The 21,903-nt window shown below is 54.7% G+C and carries 12 protein-coding genes; 8 read left to right on the forward strand and 4 right to left on the reverse strand.

The window, feature by feature from the left end; genetic code table 11:
* From AC5S3R_RS16455 to AC5S3R_RS16480, 6 genes are all read left to right on the forward strand, one after another.
* Entirely contained in the window at positions 1-1,758 is a 1,758-nt protein-coding gene (locus AC5S3R_RS16455) for a hypothetical protein (RefSeq protein WP_494268245.1), read from the forward strand.
* Between the two features lie 56 nt (positions 1,759-1,814).
* Positions 1,815-5,732 carry a hypothetical protein gene (locus tag AC5S3R_RS16460; RefSeq protein ID WP_494268246.1) on the forward strand — a complete coding sequence of 1,306 codons (3,918 nt, stop codon included), beginning with the start codon at positions 1,815-1,817 and terminating at the stop codon, positions 5,730-5,732.
* Positions 5,733-5,744: 12 nt separating this feature from the next.
* The gene (locus AC5S3R_RS16465) at positions 5,745-7,373 is read left to right on the forward strand and encodes a hypothetical protein (RefSeq protein WP_494268247.1); all 1,629 of its coding nucleotides are present in this window, start codon (positions 5,745-5,747) and stop codon (positions 7,371-7,373) included.
* Positions 7,366-9,342 carry an ATP-binding protein gene (locus AC5S3R_RS16470; protein ID WP_494268248.1) on the forward strand — a complete coding sequence of 659 codons (1,977 nt, stop codon included), beginning with the start codon at positions 7,366-7,368 and terminating at the stop codon, positions 9,340-9,342. Before AC5S3R_RS16465 ends, AC5S3R_RS16470 begins: the two co-directional genes overlap by 8 nt.
* 64 nt (positions 9,343-9,406) lie before the next feature.
* Positions 9,407-12,328 (forward strand): eCIS core domain-containing protein, encoded by a 2,922-nt coding sequence (locus AC5S3R_RS16475; protein WP_494268249.1) that lies wholly within the window; start codon positions 9,407-9,409, stop codon positions 12,326-12,328.
* Between the two features lie 92 nt (positions 12,329-12,420).
* Positions 12,421-13,869 (forward strand): glycosyltransferase family 25 protein, encoded by a 1,449-nt coding sequence (locus tag AC5S3R_RS16480; protein ID WP_494268250.1) that lies wholly within the window; start codon positions 12,421-12,423, stop codon positions 13,867-13,869.
* A gap of 36 nt (positions 13,870-13,905) precedes the next feature.
* Here AC5S3R_RS16480 and AC5S3R_RS16485 read toward each other — a convergent pair whose 3' ends face one another.
* On the reverse strand, positions 13,906-14,964 hold the full coding sequence (locus tag AC5S3R_RS16485) for a dihydrodipicolinate synthase family protein (protein ID WP_494268251.1): 1,059 nt from the start codon (positions 14,962-14,964) through the stop codon (positions 13,906-13,908).
* Between the two features lie 112 nt (positions 14,965-15,076).
* Between AC5S3R_RS16485 and AC5S3R_RS16490 the strand changes: the two genes are divergently transcribed.
* On the forward strand, positions 15,077-15,580 hold the full coding sequence (locus AC5S3R_RS16490; protein ID WP_494268252.1) for a hypothetical protein: 504 nt from the start codon (positions 15,077-15,079) through the stop codon (positions 15,578-15,580).
* A gap of 67 nt (positions 15,581-15,647) precedes the next feature.
* Here the strand turns inward: AC5S3R_RS16490 and carB are convergent, their stop codons facing one another.
* The gene (gene carB, locus AC5S3R_RS16495) at positions 15,648-18,932 is read right to left on the reverse strand and encodes a carbamoyl-phosphate synthase large subunit (protein WP_494268253.1); all 3,285 of its coding nucleotides are present in this window, start codon (positions 18,930-18,932) and stop codon (positions 15,648-15,650) included.
* 116 nt (positions 18,933-19,048) lie between these two features.
* The gene (carA, locus tag AC5S3R_RS16500; protein ID WP_494268254.1) at positions 19,049-20,182 is read right to left on the reverse strand and encodes a glutamine-hydrolyzing carbamoyl-phosphate synthase small subunit; all 1,134 of its coding nucleotides are present in this window, start codon (positions 20,180-20,182) and stop codon (positions 19,049-19,051) included.
* A 128-nt stretch (positions 20,183-20,310) separates the two neighbouring features.
* Between carA and AC5S3R_RS16505 the strand changes: the two genes are divergently transcribed.
* Positions 20,311-21,309: a VWA domain-containing protein gene (locus tag AC5S3R_RS16505; protein ID WP_494268255.1), complete on the forward strand. Its 999-nt coding sequence runs from the start codon at positions 20,311-20,313 to the stop codon at positions 21,307-21,309.
* Here AC5S3R_RS16505 and lepB read toward each other — a convergent pair.
* Positions 21,306-21,854 carry a signal peptidase I gene (gene lepB, locus AC5S3R_RS16510; protein ID WP_494268256.1) on the reverse strand — a complete coding sequence of 183 codons (549 nt, stop codon included), beginning with the start codon at positions 21,852-21,854 and terminating at the stop codon, positions 21,306-21,308. The genes AC5S3R_RS16505 and lepB overlap by 4 nt on opposite strands.
* Between the last annotated feature and the right edge of the window lie 49 nt (positions 21,855-21,903).

Consider the following 21,903-nt stretch of genomic DNA (forward strand, 5'->3'; position numbering starts at 1 on the left):
ATGGTTAGCCTTTCCCATATCGTTCGCTCGCCCGTGCTGACAAAGTTGAAGAGACTTACCGGCAGCAGCGTGCCAGTAGTGGCCAGTAGCAATACACGCCCCCTGTGGTTCGATGGCCGCTTTCTCGCCGCGCATGATCTCGCACGCGAACAAAACTACTTCCTCCGCCGGCAGGCGCTTATGACACGGGCCGGCGGATTCGGCGTGTTACATGGGTTAACCGTCGATCAGGGCCAACCCGCAGGTCCGGAAACAATTGTGGTTCACTCAGGCACTGGCATCACTCCATCCGGTGCACTGGTAATGCTGTCAACAAACTTGACCATTCAGCTCTCGGATATCGCAGATGAAGAAAATCTCGATGAGGCGTTCGGCCTCGCCGCATCTCCGCAACAGCCATTTCGCACACGAACAGGGTTGTATGTAATCGCATTGCGCTCAGTGCAATTCACGGCAAACCCCATTGCCTTTTATCCTGCCAACCTGCAGAGTCCACGCGTAGGCCGTGACGGAGACATCGTAGAAGCAACAGCAGTATCGTTGATCCCTTACACCAACCCGGTAAACCAATACGACACTTCCCGGCAGCAGGCCGCACTCGCACGGCAAATCTTCGTCACTGGCGATGCGGGAACTCTCGACGAATCTCTCCTGCCGCTCGCAATGGTCAGTGTTGATCGCGGCATCATCCAATGGATGGATAATTATCTGGTGCGGCGTGACAGCGGCCCGCAACTTAGCGGAGCGCGATTGCAGCTTGCCGATCCGTCTGTGCAGCAGGCATTCCTGCTTCAATACACCGCACAGTTACAAGAAATTGTTGCCGCGCGCCAGGCAGTGGGGCAAAAAGCAAATTTCGCAGCGACCGATTATCTGCAAGCGCTACCTCCAGGTGGCCCCATACCCCTGGATGCAATCAATACGGCCGGCGCACAGCAAACGTTCTTCCCGCAACAGATGAATGTCGAGCTGAGTATTATTCCGGAAGACGAACTACCGGCAGTCATCGCAGACAGCCTACTGCTTCCGCCACTCGATCTCACGCTTTCAGCATCAAGCTACGCCAACGTCTCTGCGTACGTGTTGATTCCCGTACCTCGCGACAACTTCACACAACTCGCAAGCCAGTTATCGCCAGTAGCACTAAAGCCTTCCCTGCCGCAAACTCTCATCCGGCGTCAGTCCCTGTTGCCGCTATCTCTACCGGCATTGCAACTGCGCAATATCCTCTTGCCAACTGCGCCAAACCCCGCGTGGGCAACAGCAATTTCCGGCCAGGTCTATGGCTACTATCTGTTGCGGAGAAGCGAGCCTGTGTTGGAAGACTTCACCATCGCTCCGCCTGCAACAACCACGGCGGTGCCTACAACCACCCCCGCGGTCACAACTACAGCAGCATCAACCACAACACCCGTTCCCGTAACCACTCCAGACTCCTCGACACCCGCGACTACAATCACAGTTCCTCCAACAACAACGCCTGCAACAACCACCACACCACAGCCTCAAATCACTCTTGGTCCCGTAACAACAATCTCCCCTATCACCACAATCGGCCCAGTTGAAACGCTTCCCCCGGGAGTAACGCTCAGGCCCATAACCACCATCTCTCCCATAACAACAATAGGCCCGGTGGCGACGCTGAAACCCATTCCAACCATCTCTCCGGTAGTGACACTAAAGCCAAAAATTGAGGTTGAAGCCGAGAAAAGCGAAGTGAAAATCGTTACACCTCCGAGTGCAACACCTAAGACCTGACATCCTAAGAGCCTGGATAAAACAAATTGAAATGAATTGGAATGTGAGCCAAGAATATGAGCGTAACGCGAATACAAGACGCAATGACCGGCGAGAGCGTGATCGGCATTGAGCCACAACTTCTGCAACAGGTAGCCCCAGGATGGCGCCATCGGCTCGCGCTGTTTAACGGAAGAACTCTCACAGTAACTGCTCTCGACAGTGAGCAGGCTTATCGTGCCGGACGTCTTGCCACGCTTGGTCAGTGCGTTACGCACGGTGTGGTTAAAGGTCTCGAGCTCTCCGCTGACCTTACTGCGGCAGATCCAGTACTGCAGGTAACGGCTGGTTACGGCATCTCGGCCACAGGGGAAGATGTTACGCTCATGCGTACATTGAAAACAACCCTTGGCGCACTTCAAGTCATAGATTCTCAAACAGGTTCAGTCATTGCAGGATTTCCCGCATATGCTGCCAACTCAGCAAATAAAAACTATGCAGGCGTACTCGTGCTGCAGCCAATCGTAGGCCAGGTAAATGGAGCCAGCGTTGACACAGGTCCACTCCCTGCAATTGTCTCAGGGAATCTCAACGCATCTTGCAATCAGGACCCTGATGAATATGCATTCGAAGATTGGCAGATTGTGGATGGTGTACGACTGGCGATGGTCACATGGCCCACAAGCCTCACACTGCCACCCTTTACGCCTTCCATCAGTTATCGCAATCGCCTCGCATACACAATATTCAACGCGGAGATGGCTCTCACACCCGATGACCATATGCCATGGGACGTTCTCGGTGTTCCCGTTGCAATAATCGGTTTCGATGCCACATGGAAGCCACAGTTTGTAGATTGTTCCACGGTAGTGCGCACCGGAGGACTCACACGCAGGCGCTATATACTTCCATCGCAAAGCACTCCATTACTTGTACAGCCCGCTCTTGCGCAGGCACGTGTCAGTCAACTTGCAGAGCAAGTCAATGCCACCTCCGGCATCAATAGCTTGGTCCTCGCATTTCCGCTGTTGCCTCCATGCGGAATTCTGCCTGCATCATCAATGGACTTCATTCATCATGAAGCGCTATGGCTGCCTCCCACATGGAACATTCAAGTCGGCCCCATCCATCAAGAAGAAGTGGAAACAGCTCTGCTCACAGCCATGACCGCGCAGCCGCTAGACATAGCCCAGAATGAAACAGTGGAGATTCTGGTTCCACTACCCGATGCTGTTTACGACCCCGATGTGCTCGTTACGGAAACAGTCGATCCTGCCTTTCAGCAAGCAGTGAACAGCGCAACAACGGAATTAGCCACAGCTCTGGTACATCGCGAGGCCATTCAGCAGGAAGCGAACGCGCTCTCTCAAGTCATAACGGGCACGACACCAGGTCCGTTTTACGTGCTCGATGCTGGGCTTACCGACGCAGAACTTGCACTACGCAACGCACAGGCTCCATATACGCCTGCCTCCACTGAGACATTCGGAACCAACTCGGCAAAAGGGCAATCGAGCTCAGTCTATACCTCCGTCGATTATCAGAATCTGATTACAAATGCAGGACAAGCGCCATATACCCTGACAGCCTCCGACGGCAGTTCGCTCCCGTTGTTTTCTGCCGACGACATGAATGACATGGTCACAAATGGCCTGCAACACTTCATCGACCGAATCAAAGCGAAGCTTGCCAGTGCAAACGACCTTTTGGATCTGGCATTTCTCACCGCGCAGAGCGACATCTACCGCTTCCGGCAATATGTACTCGGTTCCACAGGCGCCACCGCACTGGCTGTATCTCCAATTGCAGCAGAGATCGCCACCGGCGAATCAGCAGCTTCTACGGCTGAAAATCTCCAGAATTATCTCAGCTCTATTCTGCCCGTGAGGACGCAGACAACACCTGTTTCGGCCACGACAACTTCCACTCCTTCTTCGAGTTCCGCAACAGTGACTACAGTCCCCGAGCAAACATATGAGGCTTTGAATTATTCCAGCATTCAGATAAAAGCTCTGAGCACACCGCTTCTTGCGTCCACCGTTGTCTCCAAGCCGACCTTGCTATCGCCAACGTTATTAAAAACCAGCTCCACGATAGGTTCCACACTATCGCAGGGCATTTCTACCGTAAAAACAACGTCCCAAACTCTTCAAAGTGCAATCACTGCTGCAGCGGCTGCCAAAGCAGTTGTCGCCAGCACTACTTATGCGCCAATCGCTCCAGGGAGTGTCGCTCAACCCGCTTCTACAGGTGATGTGTTAAATCAATCACCTCTTGTCGGAGCGCAACTGAATCTCCGTACACTGACCGTTGCCCAGCGTCTTGCCAACCCGCCTTCGCAGGAAGGCTTGTTCTACGCGGTCGGCAATCGTTTAGCGTTCGTGCAGTTGTTGTCGCAATTAGAAATTACCATTGACGATATTCCGATTCTGGTCGATGATCCGCCATTGCTGACGTCGTCTGCGACAACAACCACGACCGCAGCGCCAAGCGCTACTGTCCTCATGCCAACCTTCAAGGATTACCGAACCAGTTCAGCAATCATAGAAGCGGCCATCATGGCGCCTAAGATAAGTTACCCGCCAGGCGTGGACCCTGACGAAGCAAGCCTTTTTTCGACAGGTATTCACGTACTTGAGCAGCACTCCAGCATGCTGCGTGCAATTGAAGCTAGGATTCAGCAATACAACAGCTATCTGACGCTTTGCGCAACAGCCCTCAGCAATGTTCAAACAGATCTCCCTCAAGCGCAATCCTTGCTCACGCAGCTCGAAAATGAACTGGCACAGGCACGGCAAGATGTGGCATTTACCACGGCGCTGCTGAATGACGAGATCCAGCGTGTTGCCAATGTGAACGCACAGCGCACCTATACGCTGCAAAACTACGTACAATACGTAGCCTTCGCACGCCCGCGCACACTGGTTACAACGGCTGACGTCCCAAGCCGTCAGTTAGTTCCCGGCAACATCGCCAGCCCCGTTCCAAGCTGCCTGCAGCAAAGTATCTCAATTCCTCCGGAGCTGCGTGAAACCGTTGCATTACTACGCGAGGTTCCCATCAACTGGCTGCCTTCCATCGAGTCTCTATTGCAACAACTCGATCGTGTCACACTGCTGAAGAGCTTTGCCATAGATGCGCAAGCACGCGCCATGCTGCAGTTGCAACTCCCGCTGCAGGTTTCTTCAGCGGCGAACCAGCCAGGCGTGTATGCGCCGGTCATTACTACGATTTACAGCGCCAACCAACAGGCGATTCGACAGATTCAAACACAACGCGCAACCTTCCAGCCCCTTCAACTCGCCAACTTAAGTTGGGCTTCACAGATCGAGACACTGCAGTATGTCGCAGCTCCGGCAGACCTGATTGCTTCAAGCTATGTCCATACTGAAGTGGTCAATGCCACGGCGCGCCTGCTGCAACAAACCTCAAGCGTCGCTGCGTGCTTGTATGCGCGTGCCAACCAGGCGCTGCCCATCGATCGCCTCGCATGGGCAGAGTTTCTGCGTGGACAAGGCATGACCGTAAGCCTGCAGAGCCTCGCAGTTCTACCCAATTGGAACACGCAGGATTACGTCTCACGTCAGCAGATGCAAATGCTCGTAGACTGGCTATTCCAGCAGGTTGATACAACAGTTGCAGCCGCGTCTGCCTTTATGAGTGATGTAGTGCGAGTGGCGATTCTGCTCGCCAGTGATGCTCCGGTCAACACGGTCATTGCTGGAGCTGTAACGCTGGCTACAACACCAAAGATTGGCGGCATCATCTCGCTCACTCTTCCCTCCGAAAGAGTTGTGCACGGAATGTATGTCCAGCTTTATAGTGCAGGCACTCTCGCAGCACAGGCCATAGTCAGTGACATGGATAGTTCAGGCATACGCGCAACGGTAACGCAGGTGTACAACTCCGGAGTTACTTTACAAGCCAACTCGGTTGCTCATTTTGTTACACAGATGCCAGATGCGCCCGCACTCAAACCATTCGCTATCAGTTAAGCAGTAGACCATATGAACCAGTCGGCTGTCAGACCAATTCGTGATCGCTACGACCGTCATGTGCGGCATGCACAACTGCGTCTGAGCCCTGGAGTCTCACAGCACTCTACTGTCTTTGCCATTGAAGAAGGGCTGCGACTTATCTCGCTCCCAGGAGAAGATCAGGGCCGGACATATTATTTCCGCAAAGTGAATATCACTGGCCTGTCTTCCAACAATGATCGTGCAACGTGGCAGGCTAAGCTGCAGGAAGCGCTTGAGCAGAAAGCCAGCCAGGCCGTGCATGGAGTCGATGCGGACGCCGGACTAGCAGAAGCAGTCTACTTTCGTAGCGAACAAGAGGCACTTGAGATTCTTCTGCATCGCATGCTCGCTCGGCAACTCTATCGGGAGTGGTTTTGGCCTCAGCTCATAAACAAATCAGGAACATTCGCACAAGAGCAGCCTTCGCTGCTCGATGTCATAGAGCGTCTACGTGCACAGCCTGCCTCATGGATAGCATTCGCTACTTCTCTCTTTTCCGTTCCCAGCTTCGATGTGCTTCACCTTCTTCACTCAATCCCTGCAGCAACCATCGAGCATTGGCTTGTTCAAATGGACTCAGCTCCGAGCAGTGCGCTTTATCTCTCCACAGAAAGTATGCGCCCAGTTCAACCAGCAGTCCATCGTGCATTGCAATGCTTTGGTCGCGAAAACTCCGCTGTCATTTGGCTTGGCGCTTTAGCTGCACTGCTTGATTCTCCCGCCCACCTCGCCGCAAGAACCGCGGTATTAAGAGCTCGAATTCAACTGCAGCAACTTATGCTTCAGCCAGCAGCTCACATAAATGAAGAGACCTCCAGCGTAAGCAATGTAAGCCAACAATCATTTGCCAATTTTTCAAGCAACTTGCAAGAGTCACATAAAGATGCCCTTCGCACTGCAAGCACAGGCGACAGTAACACTCCAGAAGCAACACTCCCCAGGCACATCGAAACCTCGTCCTCAGCTTCGCAGGTGAGCCACACAACAGACACACCGCAGGTGCTCCGATCTGCATCTGTCGAACGCTTCGAAGATATCTCACACACAGTGCATGAGACGGACGAAGTGCTTCGCTGGCAAGTCTTTGGTCTTCACACAAAGTCAGCAGGAATCTTCTTCCTGCTCAATGCCATGCAACACATCAGCATGGACAAATCACAATCGCTATTTGTCTCCGTACCGCAGTTTGCTCCCCGAGTACTGCTGTATCTTGTGCTGCAATCCGGAACAACCGCGCATGATCCTGTTGCTCTTTGGCTGCATGAAGTCATCAGTAATTCATCGGCAGACACACTTCCGCAGCCACTACCGGCATCTTTCTGGCCAGGCAATTTCACTTCCTCCACGCGAGCTTACACACTGGAAGATTTCGTGCGTATCTGGTCGATAGTTATCCGGCGCTGGTGCTGGAAGTTCGTAAAAATGAGCGCGAGCCAAATCATTCAGCGTGATGGCCTGCTCTTCGTCAATCGCACGGACCTTGACATCTCACTCCCAATTGAAGCCGCCGATGTGCGCATCCGTAAGACAGGACTCGATCTCGATCCGGGATGGTTGTCATGGTTTGGCCACGTAGTGCGATTCCACTACCGCTTCCGCGGAGAACTCTATGACTGAATCTTCTGTAATTACCAAGCCAGTGGTTGCAAGCAGCTTTTATTCCTGTGCGCTTGCTGCGCTGGCTGCACTCTTGCCACAGAACGCATCGTCGCCCGAGGCACTCTTTCTGCGGGCACATGGACTGCCGCTCGATGAAAGAAGTTCATTGTCGCAATGTTTCTCTCGCATCCGCCGACAACCATCTACAAGCGATGAAGCACTGCTGGAACTTGGCACAAAGCTGGACCTGAAGCCCGTTGAACTCTTAGCAGTCGCGCTCGCGGCAGCCGTAGAGATGGATCTCATGTGTGGCCGCGCAATTGCGCATCTGCAATCACCAATCGGAGGCGCACGCCCTTCCCTCGGCCTGCTCGCTTCAGCCTTTTCTCCATTAGACGGGCATACGCTGGAAACTCTTCTCACCGGTGCTGCAGTGAACTCCGGCCTGTTGCAGTTATTGCAAGATGGTGCACCGCTCTCCGAACGCGCAATAGCCGTTCCACTTCCGCTATGTCTTGCACTCAACGGACGAGACGCTACATGGCCAGCGGCCATGCTTAGTCTCGAAGGAGTCCCCGAAACGCCATTGCCTCCCTCTGCCCTGCAAGAGGCCGAGCGCCAGGCAAACACACTGGCTGCAAGCTCGCAAAGCGTTCTTGTCGTGCGTAGCACAGGCGTGCCAGAAGGCCGCGCAGTGGCACAGGAAATAGCGGCAGCCTTGAACCTGAGACCACTCTTTCTCGACATGGAAAGAACCGCAGGCAACAGCGCCACTTCAATTCTGAGTGGACTTACTCCTTTCCTCCTTCTGCGCCGTCTCCTGCCGGTTTACTGTTTCGACCCCGCGCCCTCCGAACGAAGAATCGTTCCTTCTCTTCCCTACTTTGACGGACCATCGCTCGCGCTATGTGGTGTCGATGGCAGCATAGAAACGCGCCACGAAACTCCATCCGTTTGGCGTATTGCGGTGCCTCCACGTGCAGAGCGCCAACAGCTATGGCAAATTGCATTAGGAAACAGCTCTCTGGCAGCACAACTCGCCGCAGACTACAGGCACGGTAGTGGACGTATTGCACAGCTAGGCCGCCTGGCCAACCAGCGCCGTCTTCTCAACAAGCGCGAAGAGCTACAACTGTGCGACGTTGCAGATGCTTCATGGACCAGGCAAGGATCGCAGCTGGAAGCATTAGCACAGCCGCTTTCAGACCGTATTCCTGACGAAGCCCTGGTAGCCTCATCCGTGCTGCGCGATGAGTTATCGCGCTTGTTGCTTCGCTGCCGCCGAAGAGAAAGCCTGATCGAAGGCCTCGGAGCTTCAGCAACGGCACGCTATCATCCGGGCGTTCGTATCCTTTTCACCGGCCCCTCCGGCACAGGCAAAACGCTAGCGGCAAGCTGGCTCGCCACACAACTTGGGCTACCTCTTTACCGCGCCGACCTAGCTTCGCTGACCAGTAAGTACATCGGCGAAACCGAGAAAAATCTGGCGCAGCTACTCGCACGCGCAGAAGAAGCTGGCATACTCCTGCTCTTTGATGAAGCAGATTCTCTCTTCGGCAAACGAACAGAGGTAAAGGAATCCAACGATCGCTTCGCCAACGCGCAAACAAACTACCTGTTGCAGCGAATAGAGACTTTCGACGGCATTGCACTGCTAACCAGTAACAGTCGCGCACGTTTCGATCCAGCATTCTGCCGCCGCCTTGACATGATTATTGAGTTTGCATTGCCAGGCCCTGAAGAACGGCGAAAGCTCTGGCTCTCGCATCTCGGCTCGCAACATAGCATCAACAACAAAGAACTGAATCAACTCGCTGCAACAGCAGACATAGCCGGCGGTCACATTCGGAATGCGGTGCTCACAGCGGCAGTTCTGGCGCAAGTAAACTCGCGCCTTATTGAGTACCACGACATACTCACAGGACTAGCCGACGAATACCGCAAGCTAAACCGACAACTTCCGCCGGAATTGCGCAGGAGTACATGAAACAGGAATTCATATTCAGCACTAAAAGACAAGACGCAATGCCTTTTAGCAAAGGAAGCAATCCGTGAGCACCATAGTCACCGCCAAGCACGAAGAAAAGAAGACGAAGGCGACGACACGCGCATATGCGCAATCCGGAGACCAGCAACTGGAGCAAACTGCCGGAGCTTCTGCCGGCATGCCTCTCTTCCTTCTTGGCGTGCAGCCAAAGCTTTCAAGCAATCAGTCCAACAACTCTGGCGAGCAAGAGGCCAACACAACTGCCGATCTCATCATGCGCTCGCCCGCTTCCTCCACTTCTTCTTGCTGCCTTGGAAAAGATGAAGCTGAAATGTGCGAGGACTGTCGAAAACAGCATGCAGCAATTGCACGCAGCGCAATGCCGTCCGCTCAAGCAGGCAGCCATACACCAACGTATAGCGTACTGAACCAGGCGCTTCGTTCCCCCGGCCACCCACTCGACACGGCAACACGCGCCTTTTTTGAGCCGCGCTTCGGACGTGACTTCAGCAATGTGCGAATACATACCGACTCGAATGCCGCAGAATCCGCTGCAGCCATTCAGGCCAACGCATATTGCCTTGGCAACGATATCTGGTTTGGTTCAGGAAAGTACGCCCCTGAAACCACTGATGGAAAAAAACTTTTAGCACATGAAATGACACACACGGTGCAACAGCAACGCAATGGCAACTCCAGCGCAGCCTCAATTCTTAGCCGGAAGAGCGCCGTACTTGGTCGTATCAATGATCCGCTCGAAGCAGAAGCTGACCGTGTTGCCAACACCGTGATGACTGCTCACGATCATTCCCCCGTGCCCATTTCGCAGGATCAAACACACTCGGTACGTGGAGCCTGGTACGACTTTGCAACAGATGCCGGCGAATGGGCACTCGGAAAGTTAGAAAGTGGCGGTAAAGCTGTTATTCATGGCGCGGAATGGGTTGGAGAAAATGCCTACGCGGGAGCAAAGTTGGTAGGAAATTGGACACTCGATAAGCTAAAAAATGCAAAGCAATGCTTTCAGTCACTTGGTAGCGCAGCTTCAAAGCTTGTTACCGGTGATTTTGACTCGTTGGCAGACCTGCTTGGCATCCCCGCTCCTGCAGGAGCCGATCCCTCTACGCTATCCACAATCATCGCAGCTCTCAAGCATCCATGTTTGCAAATGATTCCTGGATACGGACTGATCTCATCTTCAGTTGGCATTCTTGAGCGCGTTGGCGAATTCCTTGTAGGCGCTTATCGCCTGATGCAGAACCCGCAACCGTTGATCGATGGCATACGCAACGAAATAGGCAAGATGATTAACGGTATTGCCGGTTATGTGCAGGGATTGGTCACAAAAGCTTTAAAAGCTGTAGGGGCCAAAGCGCGCGAATTCGGCGAGGGTGTATGGCGTCATCTTGAACCTAAGCTGGATTATTTAGCTAAACACTGGTGGGAGGTTATTAAGGAAACAGGCTGGCAGCTCTTGTGGCCGTGGCCTTCTGTTGGCAAGGAACTGGGAAAGGTCTGGGACCATCTGAAAGCTGCTGGCGACCACTTATGGAATTTGCGCTTCAGCAAGGCAGTAGATGAAATTCTCGCAGTAGAAAGAGGAGTCAACTCCATTCTTGGTTCACTCTATGGATGGTTCTTCATCGCCTCCGTACTAGTGGGAGCCATTTTAGGCGGCATCTTTGGCGTGGGTGCAGGTGCCATTCCAGGCGCGATTGCGGGCGCAGCGTTTGCAGGAGATGTAGGCGAAGCACTGCTCTTACTTACTGTCGCAGTCGAGTCAGCCAGCCTTGGCAAGTCCGTCTATAACCTGATGGTCCAGAAAGAAACGGAGAGCGAGAAGGAAGCCGATTACGAACAGATAGCCAGTAGCAGTCTCACTCTGGCAATCACTGGAGTCATGGTTGTTCTCGGCGCAATTGCTGTCAAATTCGCTCAAGGTATCTTGTCCAAGGCTGCCCGTTTCCTTCGTCGCGCCGGAGCCGATGCAGATACAGCAGCAGCGTCCGGTATTGGCAAAGGTGTCAAAGGCGAGACTCCAAAAGTAGAATCGCCCAAAGCCGACGCACACAGCGCCGAGCCTGTTTCCGGAAAAGCAAAAAACGCTACTCCACAAGAAGCAGAGAGCATTAAAGCTCATGACCTTCCAGAACTTGAAAAGGAAGTGCATACGCCTGATAAGGTTCATCCTCCGGAAGATCCAGCCTTTGCAAAGAAATATGATGCCGAAGTCAAAGTTGGCGAGCACACATATCGGCGTTCGAATACGGATGCAACTTGGTGCCGCTTCTCAGAACCTCTCTGCGGAATCAACCTGGGTGAAGTAAATGCGGAAGTTGATGACGCTCTTGCGTCCGCAACCAAGGCAAAGCCCAAACTTTCAGACGAGGTTATCGATCTCGCGATTGAGCGGCTGCAAGAACGGCACAACATTGACCCCGCAAAGATTCCTGAACTCCGCCAATTCCTCCGTGATCATCCTGAAGCTCTTGAAGATATTGGAGAGCTGATGAAGGACACGCCGGACATGTTTGAGAAGCCGGAGATCGCTCCAGATGCGCAGTCATCGCGTGGTGGTTCAAAACCTGGTGAGTTGGGCAAGCTAGGCAAAGACCTTAGCCGAGCTGATGCGGTGAAGATATTCAAAGAAACCTGGATAACCGATGAAGCTGAGTTTACCGTCAAGCTTCCGGATGGAAGCGAGCGCACATTCATCGCTGATATGGGAACGATGGGCCCGAATGGCGAACCTACACTTGTTGAAGCCAAGTTTGGAAGCGGCGCAGGATTAACGGAACCTCAGGAAATTGGATATCCCATCGTATCTCAGCAAGGTGCCACACCTGCCAACGCATCCGCTACGAAGTTCGCGCAAAAGGCCTTCCCCGGTTGGAAACCCGGACAACCTATTCCGCCCACTCGCGTTCGTATCGATTACTGGGCAGGCACAAAGCGAACTTCAATATGGCTTCCGGCTGGGAAATAGTTGCATGCATTAAGAAGCCTCATATTTACTGGAAAAAGAAACGGCCTTGGGCGACGCTGAAATGGCAACAACGGAATGGAAGGCATACGAATATGCGTAAAAAACTAACCATCGGCATGGCCACTTATGACGATTACGATGGCGTCTATTTCACTGTGCAAGCCATTCGTCTCTTCCATCCTGAAATCACGGACGAAACAGAAATCCTCGTCGTAGACAATCACCCCAACGGCCCCTGCGCAGCCGATCTCAAAGCCCTCGAAAGCTGGGTCTCCGGCTATCGCTACATCCCCTTCAATCGCATTCAGGGAACAGCCGTCCGCGATGTAATCTTTCGCGAAGCCAATGCAGACTCCGTCCTCTGCATCGATTGCCACGTAATGTTTGCACCCTGTTCGCTGCGCCAGCTCATCGACTACTTGGATGCGCACCCCGACTCACGCGACCTGTTGCAAGGCCCGCTTGTCTACGATGACCTCCGCAACTTCTCCACGCACATGACCCCCACATGGTCCGCAGGAATGTATGGAGTATGGGGCAGCGACGCGCGCGCAGCCGATCCCTCCGCGCCGCCATTTGAAATTACGCTGCAAGGCTTGGGAGCCTTCGCATGCCACAAAGCCGCATGGACAGGCCTCAATCCCCGCCTCCGCGGCTTTGGTGGAGAAGAAGGCTACCTGCAGGAAAAGTTTCGCCGCGCAGGAGGCCGCACGCTCTGCATGCCATTCCTGCGCTGGGTTCATCGTTTCGGCCGCCCCCTGGGAGTTCCCTACCAGAACACATGGGAAGACCGCATCCACAACTACATGATTATTGCCGACGAACTGCGCTATGACCCCACACCGGCACTCGAACACTTTCGCCAGCACATCGGTAGCGAACCCGCAAACCGAATCATCTGTCAGGTCCAGTCGGAGATAAACAACCCATTCCACTTCTTCGACGCCATCTACTGCATCAATCTCGAACAGGAAAAAGACCGCTGGCACGATGCAACATCCCGCTTCCAACAGTTAGGCATCGCTTCGCGAATCCGTCGCTTTGAAGCAATCCAGACCCAGCACAACCATCACATCGGTTGCGGCCTCTCGCACCGAGCAATCATTGCGGAGGCCAAAGCACAAGGCCTTGAAAATGTTTTGGTCTTTGAAGATGACGTGCGCTTCACATCCGACGCACTCGCTGGCTTACGCCAGTCCCTGGATGAACTAAATGGCCGCGAGTGGAACCTGCTCTATCTTGGCGCATGCCGTTGGCATCGCGAAGTGCTGCCACTCCCCGGTTGCCAGCGCCTCGGGCTCGCCGGCCCGGTAACCTGCGCGCACGCAGTTGCCTATCATCACTCCGTCTTCGACCGCATACTGAACGACATGCCCAATGAAAATGCCGCAATGGAGCAGTGGCTGCAAACCCATCACGGCATCGATCAGTACTACGCCTTCACCCTTACAGAAAATAAATTTCTGCTCTCGCCGGTTATCGCAACTCAGACAAGCATTCTGCCCATGGAGAGTGTAGAAGTGCAACGCATGCTGGTCTAAGCGGCACGCGGCAACAAGCAACGTGCGGCTCACAGGCTAACTCCGAATATCCTTCAGCAGAACTTCAATCTCCTGCTTCGCTGCGGCATCAATCGGCAGCAGTGGCAGCCGAGCCTTCCCGCCATAGTAGCCATTAAAGTCACACGCATACTTCACGCCACTGATTCCCAACCCATTCACAATCCGCTGGCTCGGTCCCACAATCCGTTCCTGCTTCGCTTTCGCCAGCTCCAGGTCGTGATCCTTCCATGCAAGATAAATCTCCTGGCAAGCCTGCGGAGCGCACGCTGCAAACGCAATCACAGCTCCCGCCGCGCCAGCTTCCAGCGCATCGAGCAACGTTTCAGCCGAGCCCGTCAGAACCTGAAAGCCAACTTCCTTCGTCCGCGTCTTAATCGGAGCCACCGGCGGAGCTACAGCAAGAGCCACACCGCCGCCCAGCTCGCCCACCGGAACAAACCCACTTTCCGTCGTCTCCACCTTTGGATTCAACATGCGTTCCGTCACCGGCCCAAACACCGTCGTCACCGGAACCGTCCGCGTAGGCGCAGTCCGCGTCGCTTCAATCAGCGACTTCACATGCGCCACATCGCCGGTCGAATCCTTCAGCCCGATAATGTTCGGGTGCTTCGCCAACTCCGCCACAACCGCAGCCGAAAACTTGTAAGGCACAAACTTCGGCACGTTATACAGCAGCACCGGCAGCGGCGATCTGTCCGCCACGCTGCGAAAATAATGCATCACCGCGGCATCACTCATCGCAGGCGCGTAATACGTTGGAGCCTTCACCAGCACCGCATCATAGCGAGCCGCAGCAGCAACCTCGGCCAGTTCCACCGTCGCCTTTACGCTCTCGCGCCCTACGCCGGCAATCAGCACCTTCTCCGCCGCCGCAATATCCGCTGCGGTCTTCAAAACCTCGCGGGATTCCTCATCGCTCAGCTCCACAGCCTCGCCCGTTGAGCCAAGCACAACCATTCCGGACAGCAGAGAGCGCGAATACCGCGCAACATTGGCCTCAAGCTTGCGGAAATATATCCGCTCATCCGCATAAAACGGCGTCGTAATCGCAGCAAAGATACCTTCGATGTACATGTCATCATTGTAAGCCGTGCCCGCGATTCCCCGCCTGCCCACAAATGCGCCATTGCTCACAACAGCCGCGGGATATATACATAAATCAGGCCATATAGGAGCTTTTCAGCAAATGCCCACCAGATTCGCTTCCGCAAATGCGGAAGAAGTGGACTTCGGACAACATGGACTGACCAGGCAGGCAATCTTCTTTTTCCTGCACTGCGCCATCGCCGTCGCAGCATGGTTTGCCATGATGCTGGTCGGCTACGCCATCAACCCCACGTTCGTTCCGCAGCTCATCGTTCTCGCGTTCTCTGCCGTCATCCCGCTCATAGTCGGATATATCGTCGCCCGCATCCGTCCCAACGAGATGGCAATGCACATCTGGCTCGCCGGAATCATCTGGATACTCTGCATGAGCCTCTGGATTCTCGACATGCCCACCGGCCCCAACGCCTGCCTCAACTGCACCGCTGCGGAGAAGCTCACCCGCACCTTCTTCAGTTTCCCCTCACCCAGCGGACTGTTCGATGACAACGGCCCTTTCTTCGCCACCTGGCCCGCAGCCGCACTCATCGGCTATGCCATCGGAGCCCGCTTCGCCATCAGTCGCACCACCAAGCACGAAGAATAACTCCACACCAAAACAAACGAGGTACGAGCATGGCTCGTACCTCGTTTTGATTTACAGCAAAGCAGCCTTATGCCCGCGCCGCATGTAACCCCTGCAGCGCATTCACCGTAATCTGCTTCTTCTGCGTAGCCGCAATTCCTTCGAGAGCCGCCTGCGCTGCCGCAATCGTGGTAATCGTAGGAACCCGCCCCAGCACAGCCGCCCGCCGAATCGCCTTCTCATCAAAGAACGGGTCTTGTCCATGCGGCGTATTGATAATCAACTGAATGCGTTCGCCCTTGATAAGGTCCACAACATTCGGCCTGCCTTCCTTCACCTTGAAGACGCGCTCCACAGTCAGCCCCGACTTCTCCAGCGCATTCGCCGTGCCTTCCGTAGCTACCAGCTTGAATCCAAGGTCAACAAAGCGATGCGCCAATTCCACGGCAGCAACCTTGTCCCCATCATTCACGCTGAAGAAGACTGTTCCGCCTGAAGGAAGCAACTGCCCCGCTGAAAGCTGTGCCTTGGCGAATGCCTCGCCAAAGCTGGCCGCCACGCCCATCACCTCGCCCGTAGACTTCATCTCCGGACCAAGCACCGTATCCACACCGGCAAACTTATTCCACGGAAACACCGGCGACTTCACATAAAAATGATCGCCAACCTCAAGGTCCCTTCCGTTAGCAACCTGCTCCGGCAAAAGCTCCTTCAGCGTGCGTCCCGTCATCAACCGCGCCGCAACCTTCGCCAGCGGTATACCCGTAGCCTTGGAAACATAAGGCACCGTACGCGAAGCACGCGGATTGACTTCAATCACATACACATGATCCTTGCCGTCCGCATCCTTCTGAATCGCGAACTGCAAGTTGACGAGACCAACAACCTTCAACGCCAGCGCAAGCTTCCGCGTATACTCGCGAATCGTATTCAGCGTTTCTTCTGCAATACCAACCGCAGGCAACACGCAGCTGGAATCGCCCGAGTGAATTCCGGCTTCTTCAATGTGCTGCATGATTCCGGCAATCACCACATCCTTGGAATCGCAAAGCGCATCCACATCAACCTCAATTGCGCTCTCCAGGAAGTGGTCAATCAGCACAGGCCGCTCTTGCGAATACTCCACAGCCTCGCGCATGTACTTCGACACGGCGTCGGCATCATAAGCAATCACCATCGCGCGCCCGCCGAGAACATACGAAGGCCGCACCAGCACCGGATAACCAATCTTCTCGCCAATCGCCAGCGCCTGCTCCACACTCGTCGCAGTACCACCTGCGGGCTGCGGAATCCCCAAATCAACCAGCAGCTTTCCAAACTGCTTGCGGTCTTCCGCCAAATCAATCGACTCCGGCGAAGTGCCAATAATCGGCACGCCCGCAGCCTTCAGCCTGTGCGCAAGGTTCAGCGGCGTCTGCCCGCCATACTGCACGATCATGCCAATCTTCGCGCCGGCCTTGGCCTCGTGCTCGTAAATCGCCAGCACATCCTCAAGCACCAACGGCTCAAAGTACAACCTATCGCTGGTATCGTAATCCGTCGAAACGGTCTCCGGATTGCAATTCACCATGATGGTCTCGTAGCCGTCATCCTTCAGCGCAAACGCCGCATGGCAGCAGCAGTAATCAAACTCAATTCCCTGCCCAATCCTGTTCGGCCCCGAACCAAGAATAATAATCTTCGGCTTATCGGTTGCAGGCGCTTCGTCTTCCTCGTCATACGTCGAGTAAAGATAAGGCGTCTGCGACTCAAACTCCGCCGCGCAGGTATCGACAAGCTTGAAGACCGGCTTCACGCCCTTGCCTTCGCGAAGCTCACGAACAAGCTTCACGCCATCATGCCCTTCAAGATTCCACTCGGTAGCAATGCGCTCATCGCTAAGCCCAAAGCGCTTCAGCTTGCGCATCGCATCTTCCGTAATCGCTTCGGGAGAAGTCTTGGCAATCGTCTGCTGCTCCAGCGTAATCTCGCGAATCTGATGCAGGAACCACGGGTCCATCCCCGTCAGCCGCGCAACCTCGCGCACGCTCATCCCGCGTTCAAACGCAAACCGAATGTATCCCAATCGCTCAGGCCGCGGCGTAACCAGCATCTGCGTAAGACGGCGCGGTTCCAGCACTTCGCTGCCAGTCTTCTTGCCCGTCTCCAGCGCGCGCCACGCCTTCATCATCGATTCCTTGAAGGTGCGCCCAATCGCCATCACTTCGCCCACAGACTTCATCTGCGGTCCCAGCACATCATCCGCGCCGGCAAACTTCTCAAACTGCCACTTCGGAATCTTCGTCACGACATAATCAATCGTCGGCTCAAAGCAAGCCGGCGTCATCTTCGTAATGTCGTTCGGAATCTCATCGAGCGTGTAACCAACCGCCAGCTTCGCCGCAATCTTCGCAATCGGAAATCCCGTAGCCTTCGAAGCAAGCGCAGAAGACCGCGAAACACGCGGGTTCATCTCAATCACAGTCATGCGCCCGTTCGCCGGATTCACCGAGAACTGCACATTCGATCCGCCCGTCTCCACACCAATTTCGCGCATCACGGCAATCGCCGCATCGCGCATCTTCTGGTACTCGCGGTCGGTCAGCGTCTGTGCCGGAGCCACCGTAATCGAGTCGCCCGTATGCACGCCCATCGGGTCAAAGTTCTCAATTGAGCAGATGATGATGACGTTGTCCGCAAGGTCGCGCATCACCTCCAGCTCATATTCCTTCCAGCCGAGAACACTCTCTTCAATCAAGCACTCATGCACCGGAGAGAGATCAAGACCGCGAGCAAGAATCTCCATCAACTCTTCGCGGTTGTAAGCAATACCTCCGCCCGAGCCACCAAGAGTAAACGAAGGCCGAATCAGTACAGGAAACCCATTCTTCGCCGCAAAGTCCAACCCATCGCGAAGATTATTCACCAGCGCAGACTTCGAAACATCCAGCCCGATGCGCAACATCGCATCCTTGAACAGCAGCCTATCCTCAGCCTTCTTAATCGCCTCAAGCTGCGCGCCAATCAACTCCACGCCATACTTTTCGAGAACGCCCGCATCGGCAAGATCGACAGCGAGATTCAACGCCGTCTGCCCGCCCACAGTAGGCAGCAGCGCAAACTTGCCCGAGCCCTTGGGCATCATCTCCACTTCGCGCCGAATAATCTCCTCAACATAAGCCGGCGTCAGCGGCTCAATGTAGGTGCGGTCGGCAAGCTCAGGGTCCGTCATGATGGTGGCCGGGTTAGAATTCACCAGCACCACCTCATAGCCATCCTGCTTGAGCGCCTTGCAAGCCTGCGTACCGGAGTAATCAAACTCCGCCGACTGCCCAATCACAATCGGCCCCGAGCCGATCACCAAAATCTTCTGAATGTCATTTCTGCGTGGCATTATTCACTCAAACCCATGTGCAAATTTTGCGGCGCATCTCTTCACGCCCAAAAAACAGCGGAGCCAAAAGCCCCGCTGCTCTTACTAAACCAACCGCATACAAGAAAGGATGAAGGTCATCCCTTCCACTCCTCCATCAAATTCCGAAAATCCCGGAACAGATAATGCGAGTCATGTGGTCCCGGCGCAGCCTCCGGGTGATACTGCACGCTGAACAGCGGCAGCGTCTTATGCCGCAGCCCTTCCAGCGTATTGTCATTCAAATCCACGTGCGTCAACTCAACTTCATTCGCATTCACCGAATCCGGATCAACTGCGAAGTTGTGGTTATGCGCCGTAATCTCCACCTTGCCGGTAACATTATTCCGCACAGGATGATTTCCGCCATGGTGTCCGAACTTCAGCTTGTAAGTCTTGCCGCCAAGCGCCAATCCCGTAAGCTGGTGCCCTAGGCAAATCCCAAAGACCGGCACACGCCCCAGCATTCCGCGAATTGACTTCACGGCATACTCAACCGGCTCCGGATCCCCCGGCCCATTCGACAGAAACACGCCATCCGGCTTCATCGCCAGCACGTCGTCAGCGGAAGTCTGCGCCGGAACCACCGTCACCTTCAGCCCTTCGCGCACCAGCATCCGCAGAATGTTCTGCTTCATGCCAAAGTCGTACGCAACAACATGAAGCTCCGGCTTATCAACCGCAGGAAACAGCAGCGGATCGCCCGTCTGGTTCCGAGCATCGTTCGTATCAAAGGTATAGACAGACTTGGTAGAAACCACCTTCGCCAAATCCGTCCCAACCATTTTGGGAATCGCTCGAGCCTTCGCCACCAGCGCGTCCACGTCCGTTGTCTGCGTCGAGATAACCCCACGCATCACGCCGTTGTCGCGCAAGTGCCGCACCAATGCCCGCGTATCAATCTCCGCCAGCACCGGAATCTGGTAGCGTTCCATGTACTCGTCGGTCACCTGTTCCGAGCGCCAGTTCGAGCTGACACGCGAAAACTCGCGCACAATCAGTCCTTCAATGTACGGCTTGGCCGCCTCATTGTCTGCCTGGTTGGTCCCGTAGTTTCCTATCTGGGGATTGGTGAGAACGACGATCTGTCCGGCATAGGAAGGATCAGTTGCGATTTCCTGATAACCGGTAAGGGATGTATTAAAAACAACCTCGCCCTGGGCTTCTCCAGGTGCCCCGTAGCCTTCGCCGCGGAAAACGCGCCCGTCTTCGAGCGCAAGTATAGCTTGCATCGCCTCTCCGAGGAGTGGATTCAATCGATTTTAGCAGGTTTCGCTTTTCTGTGCCCGGCACATTCTTACATTCCTGTTAACAGGTGTTTAGGAACATTTTCCACCAGCAAAACGTATACCTCTCTGCAATGTCCAATTTCCTTTTGATTCGCACGTGCTCGGCCATTCTGCTTGCGGGAATCGCAACCAGCGCAATTCCCTGCTCAGCGCAGAATCAGCAGCCTTACCAGCAAACCGATCAGCAAACTCCCATCCTCCGCACCGAGACGCACCTGGTGAACTTCACCTTCAGCGTTCACCGCCCCGACGGCACTTTGGTCAACGGCCTTCAGCGCGAGAGCTTCTCCGTCGCCGAAGACGGCATGCCGCAGAAGATCGCCTTTTTCAGCAAAGAAACCGAGCTCCCTCTGACGCTAGGCCTGATCGTGGATATGAGCGACAGTCAAAGCAAATTCTTCAAGCGGCACCGCAAAGATATTGAAGATTTTCTGAACACAGTTGTGCGCCCGCAAGATGAACTCTTCAGCATCTGTTTCGGAAATCACCTTCGCGTTACCAGCGAAAAAACCTCGTCCATAGGTGCGGTAATGGAGCAGCTTGCACGCTTCGACAAAGGCGAACGCAACTATCCAGAGTTGGCTCCCGAAGACAACCGCGACAAGCAGGACGGAGGTGGAACCGCTCTTTACGATGCCGTGTACTACAGTGTCGGAGCCAGGCTCGCGCAAGCCTCAGGCCACCGCCGCGCACTGGTGCTCTTTACAGATGGCGAAGAAAACGCCAGCGCTCATGACCTGTTGGATGCCATCGACGCCGCGCGCGAAAACGACACGCTCATCTATGCCATCCGCTACACCGATGAAAAGCAGATTACGCCGCACTCCCGCCAAGGAATCTCAGCATTACATCATCTTTCGTCAGAAACAGGCGGCTCGGATTTTGATGCGCTCCACACGGACATCACGCAGGCCTTCGAGCAGATCGCCAATGATTTGCGGTCGCTTTACTCCGTTGCCTACTACCCAACCAACCATAACCGCAACGGAGAATTCCGCCACGTAACCGTCACCACCACGGCAGATGCCGCTTACTCTGTCCGTGCGCGAACTGGCTACTACGCCCGCTAATTCACCACGCCAGCATCCCGCGTAGGCCAGTAAATAAACGCCGCCTTGCCGTAAACAAGCTCACGCTCCACCGGCCCAAACTCCCGACTGTCCGACGAAATCGACCGATGGTCGCCCATCATGAAGTAGCAATCCATCGGCACAACAATCTCCGCCATCGATCGCTCATCGCGAAACTCATCCGGCACATAAGGCTCCGCCAGCCGCTTGCCGTTCAAAATCACATCGCCGCGATCAATCCGCAGCCTGTCTCCCGGCACCGCAATCACGCGCTTAATGTAGCTCTTCTCCGGGTCGCGCGGATAATGAAACACCACCACATCCCCGCGATGAATCGCCTCAAAGTGGTAGACAAACTTGTTGATGAAGAGCCGGTCGTGATCCTCCAGCCGCGGCAGCATACTCGTGCCTTCCACGCGCACCGGCTGATAGAGAAACATAATAATCAGCACCGAAACGCCAATCGCCACCACCACATCGCGCACCCACAGCATCATGCTGTTCGTGCTGCGCACCGCATCTTGCTGCTCAGAATACGACGCCATAGCCGCAATGCACTCGTCCCGCTGTCTCTCAACAGCTTCCGTCTCTGAA

Source organism: Occallatibacter sp. FHG110214_02 (assembly GCF_059115385.1).

What these genes read in the sequence shown, in the direction of transcription:
- AC5S3R_RS16465 (WP_494268247.1), top strand. Translation starts at nt 5,745, where the DNA reads ATGAACCAGTCGGCTGTCAGACCAATTCGTGATCGCTACGACCGTCAT.
- carB (WP_494268253.1), bottom strand. Translation starts at nt 18,932, where the DNA reads ATGCCACGCAGAAATGACATTCAGAAGATTTTGGTGATCGGCTCGGGG.
- AC5S3R_RS16470 (WP_494268248.1), top strand. Translation starts at nt 7,366, where the DNA reads ATGACTGAATCTTCTGTAATTACCAAGCCAGTGGTTGCAAGCAGCTTT.
- carA (WP_494268254.1), bottom strand. Translation starts at nt 20,182, where the DNA reads ATGCAAGCTATACTTGCGCTCGAAGACGGGCGCGTTTTCCGCGGCGAA.
- AC5S3R_RS16490 (WP_494268252.1), top strand. Translation starts at nt 15,077, where the DNA reads ATGCCCACCAGATTCGCTTCCGCAAATGCGGAAGAAGTGGACTTCGGA.
- AC5S3R_RS16485 (WP_494268251.1), bottom strand. Translation starts at nt 14,964, where the DNA reads ATGTACATCGAAGGTATCTTTGCTGCGATTACGACGCCGTTTTATGCG.
- AC5S3R_RS16480 (WP_494268250.1), top strand. Translation starts at nt 12,421, where the DNA reads ATGCGTAAAAAACTAACCATCGGCATGGCCACTTATGACGATTACGAT.
- lepB (WP_494268256.1), bottom strand. Translation starts at nt 21,854, where the DNA reads ATGGCGTCGTATTCTGAGCAGCAAGATGCGGTGCGCAGCACGAACAGC.
- AC5S3R_RS16455 (WP_494268245.1), top strand. Translation starts at nt 1, where the DNA reads ATGGTTAGCCTTTCCCATATCGTTCGCTCGCCCGTGCTGACAAAGTTG.
- AC5S3R_RS16505 (WP_494268255.1), top strand. Translation starts at nt 20,311, where the DNA reads ATGTCCAATTTCCTTTTGATTCGCACGTGCTCGGCCATTCTGCTTGCG.
- AC5S3R_RS16460 (WP_494268246.1), top strand. Translation starts at nt 1,815, where the DNA reads ATGAGCGTAACGCGAATACAAGACGCAATGACCGGCGAGAGCGTGATC.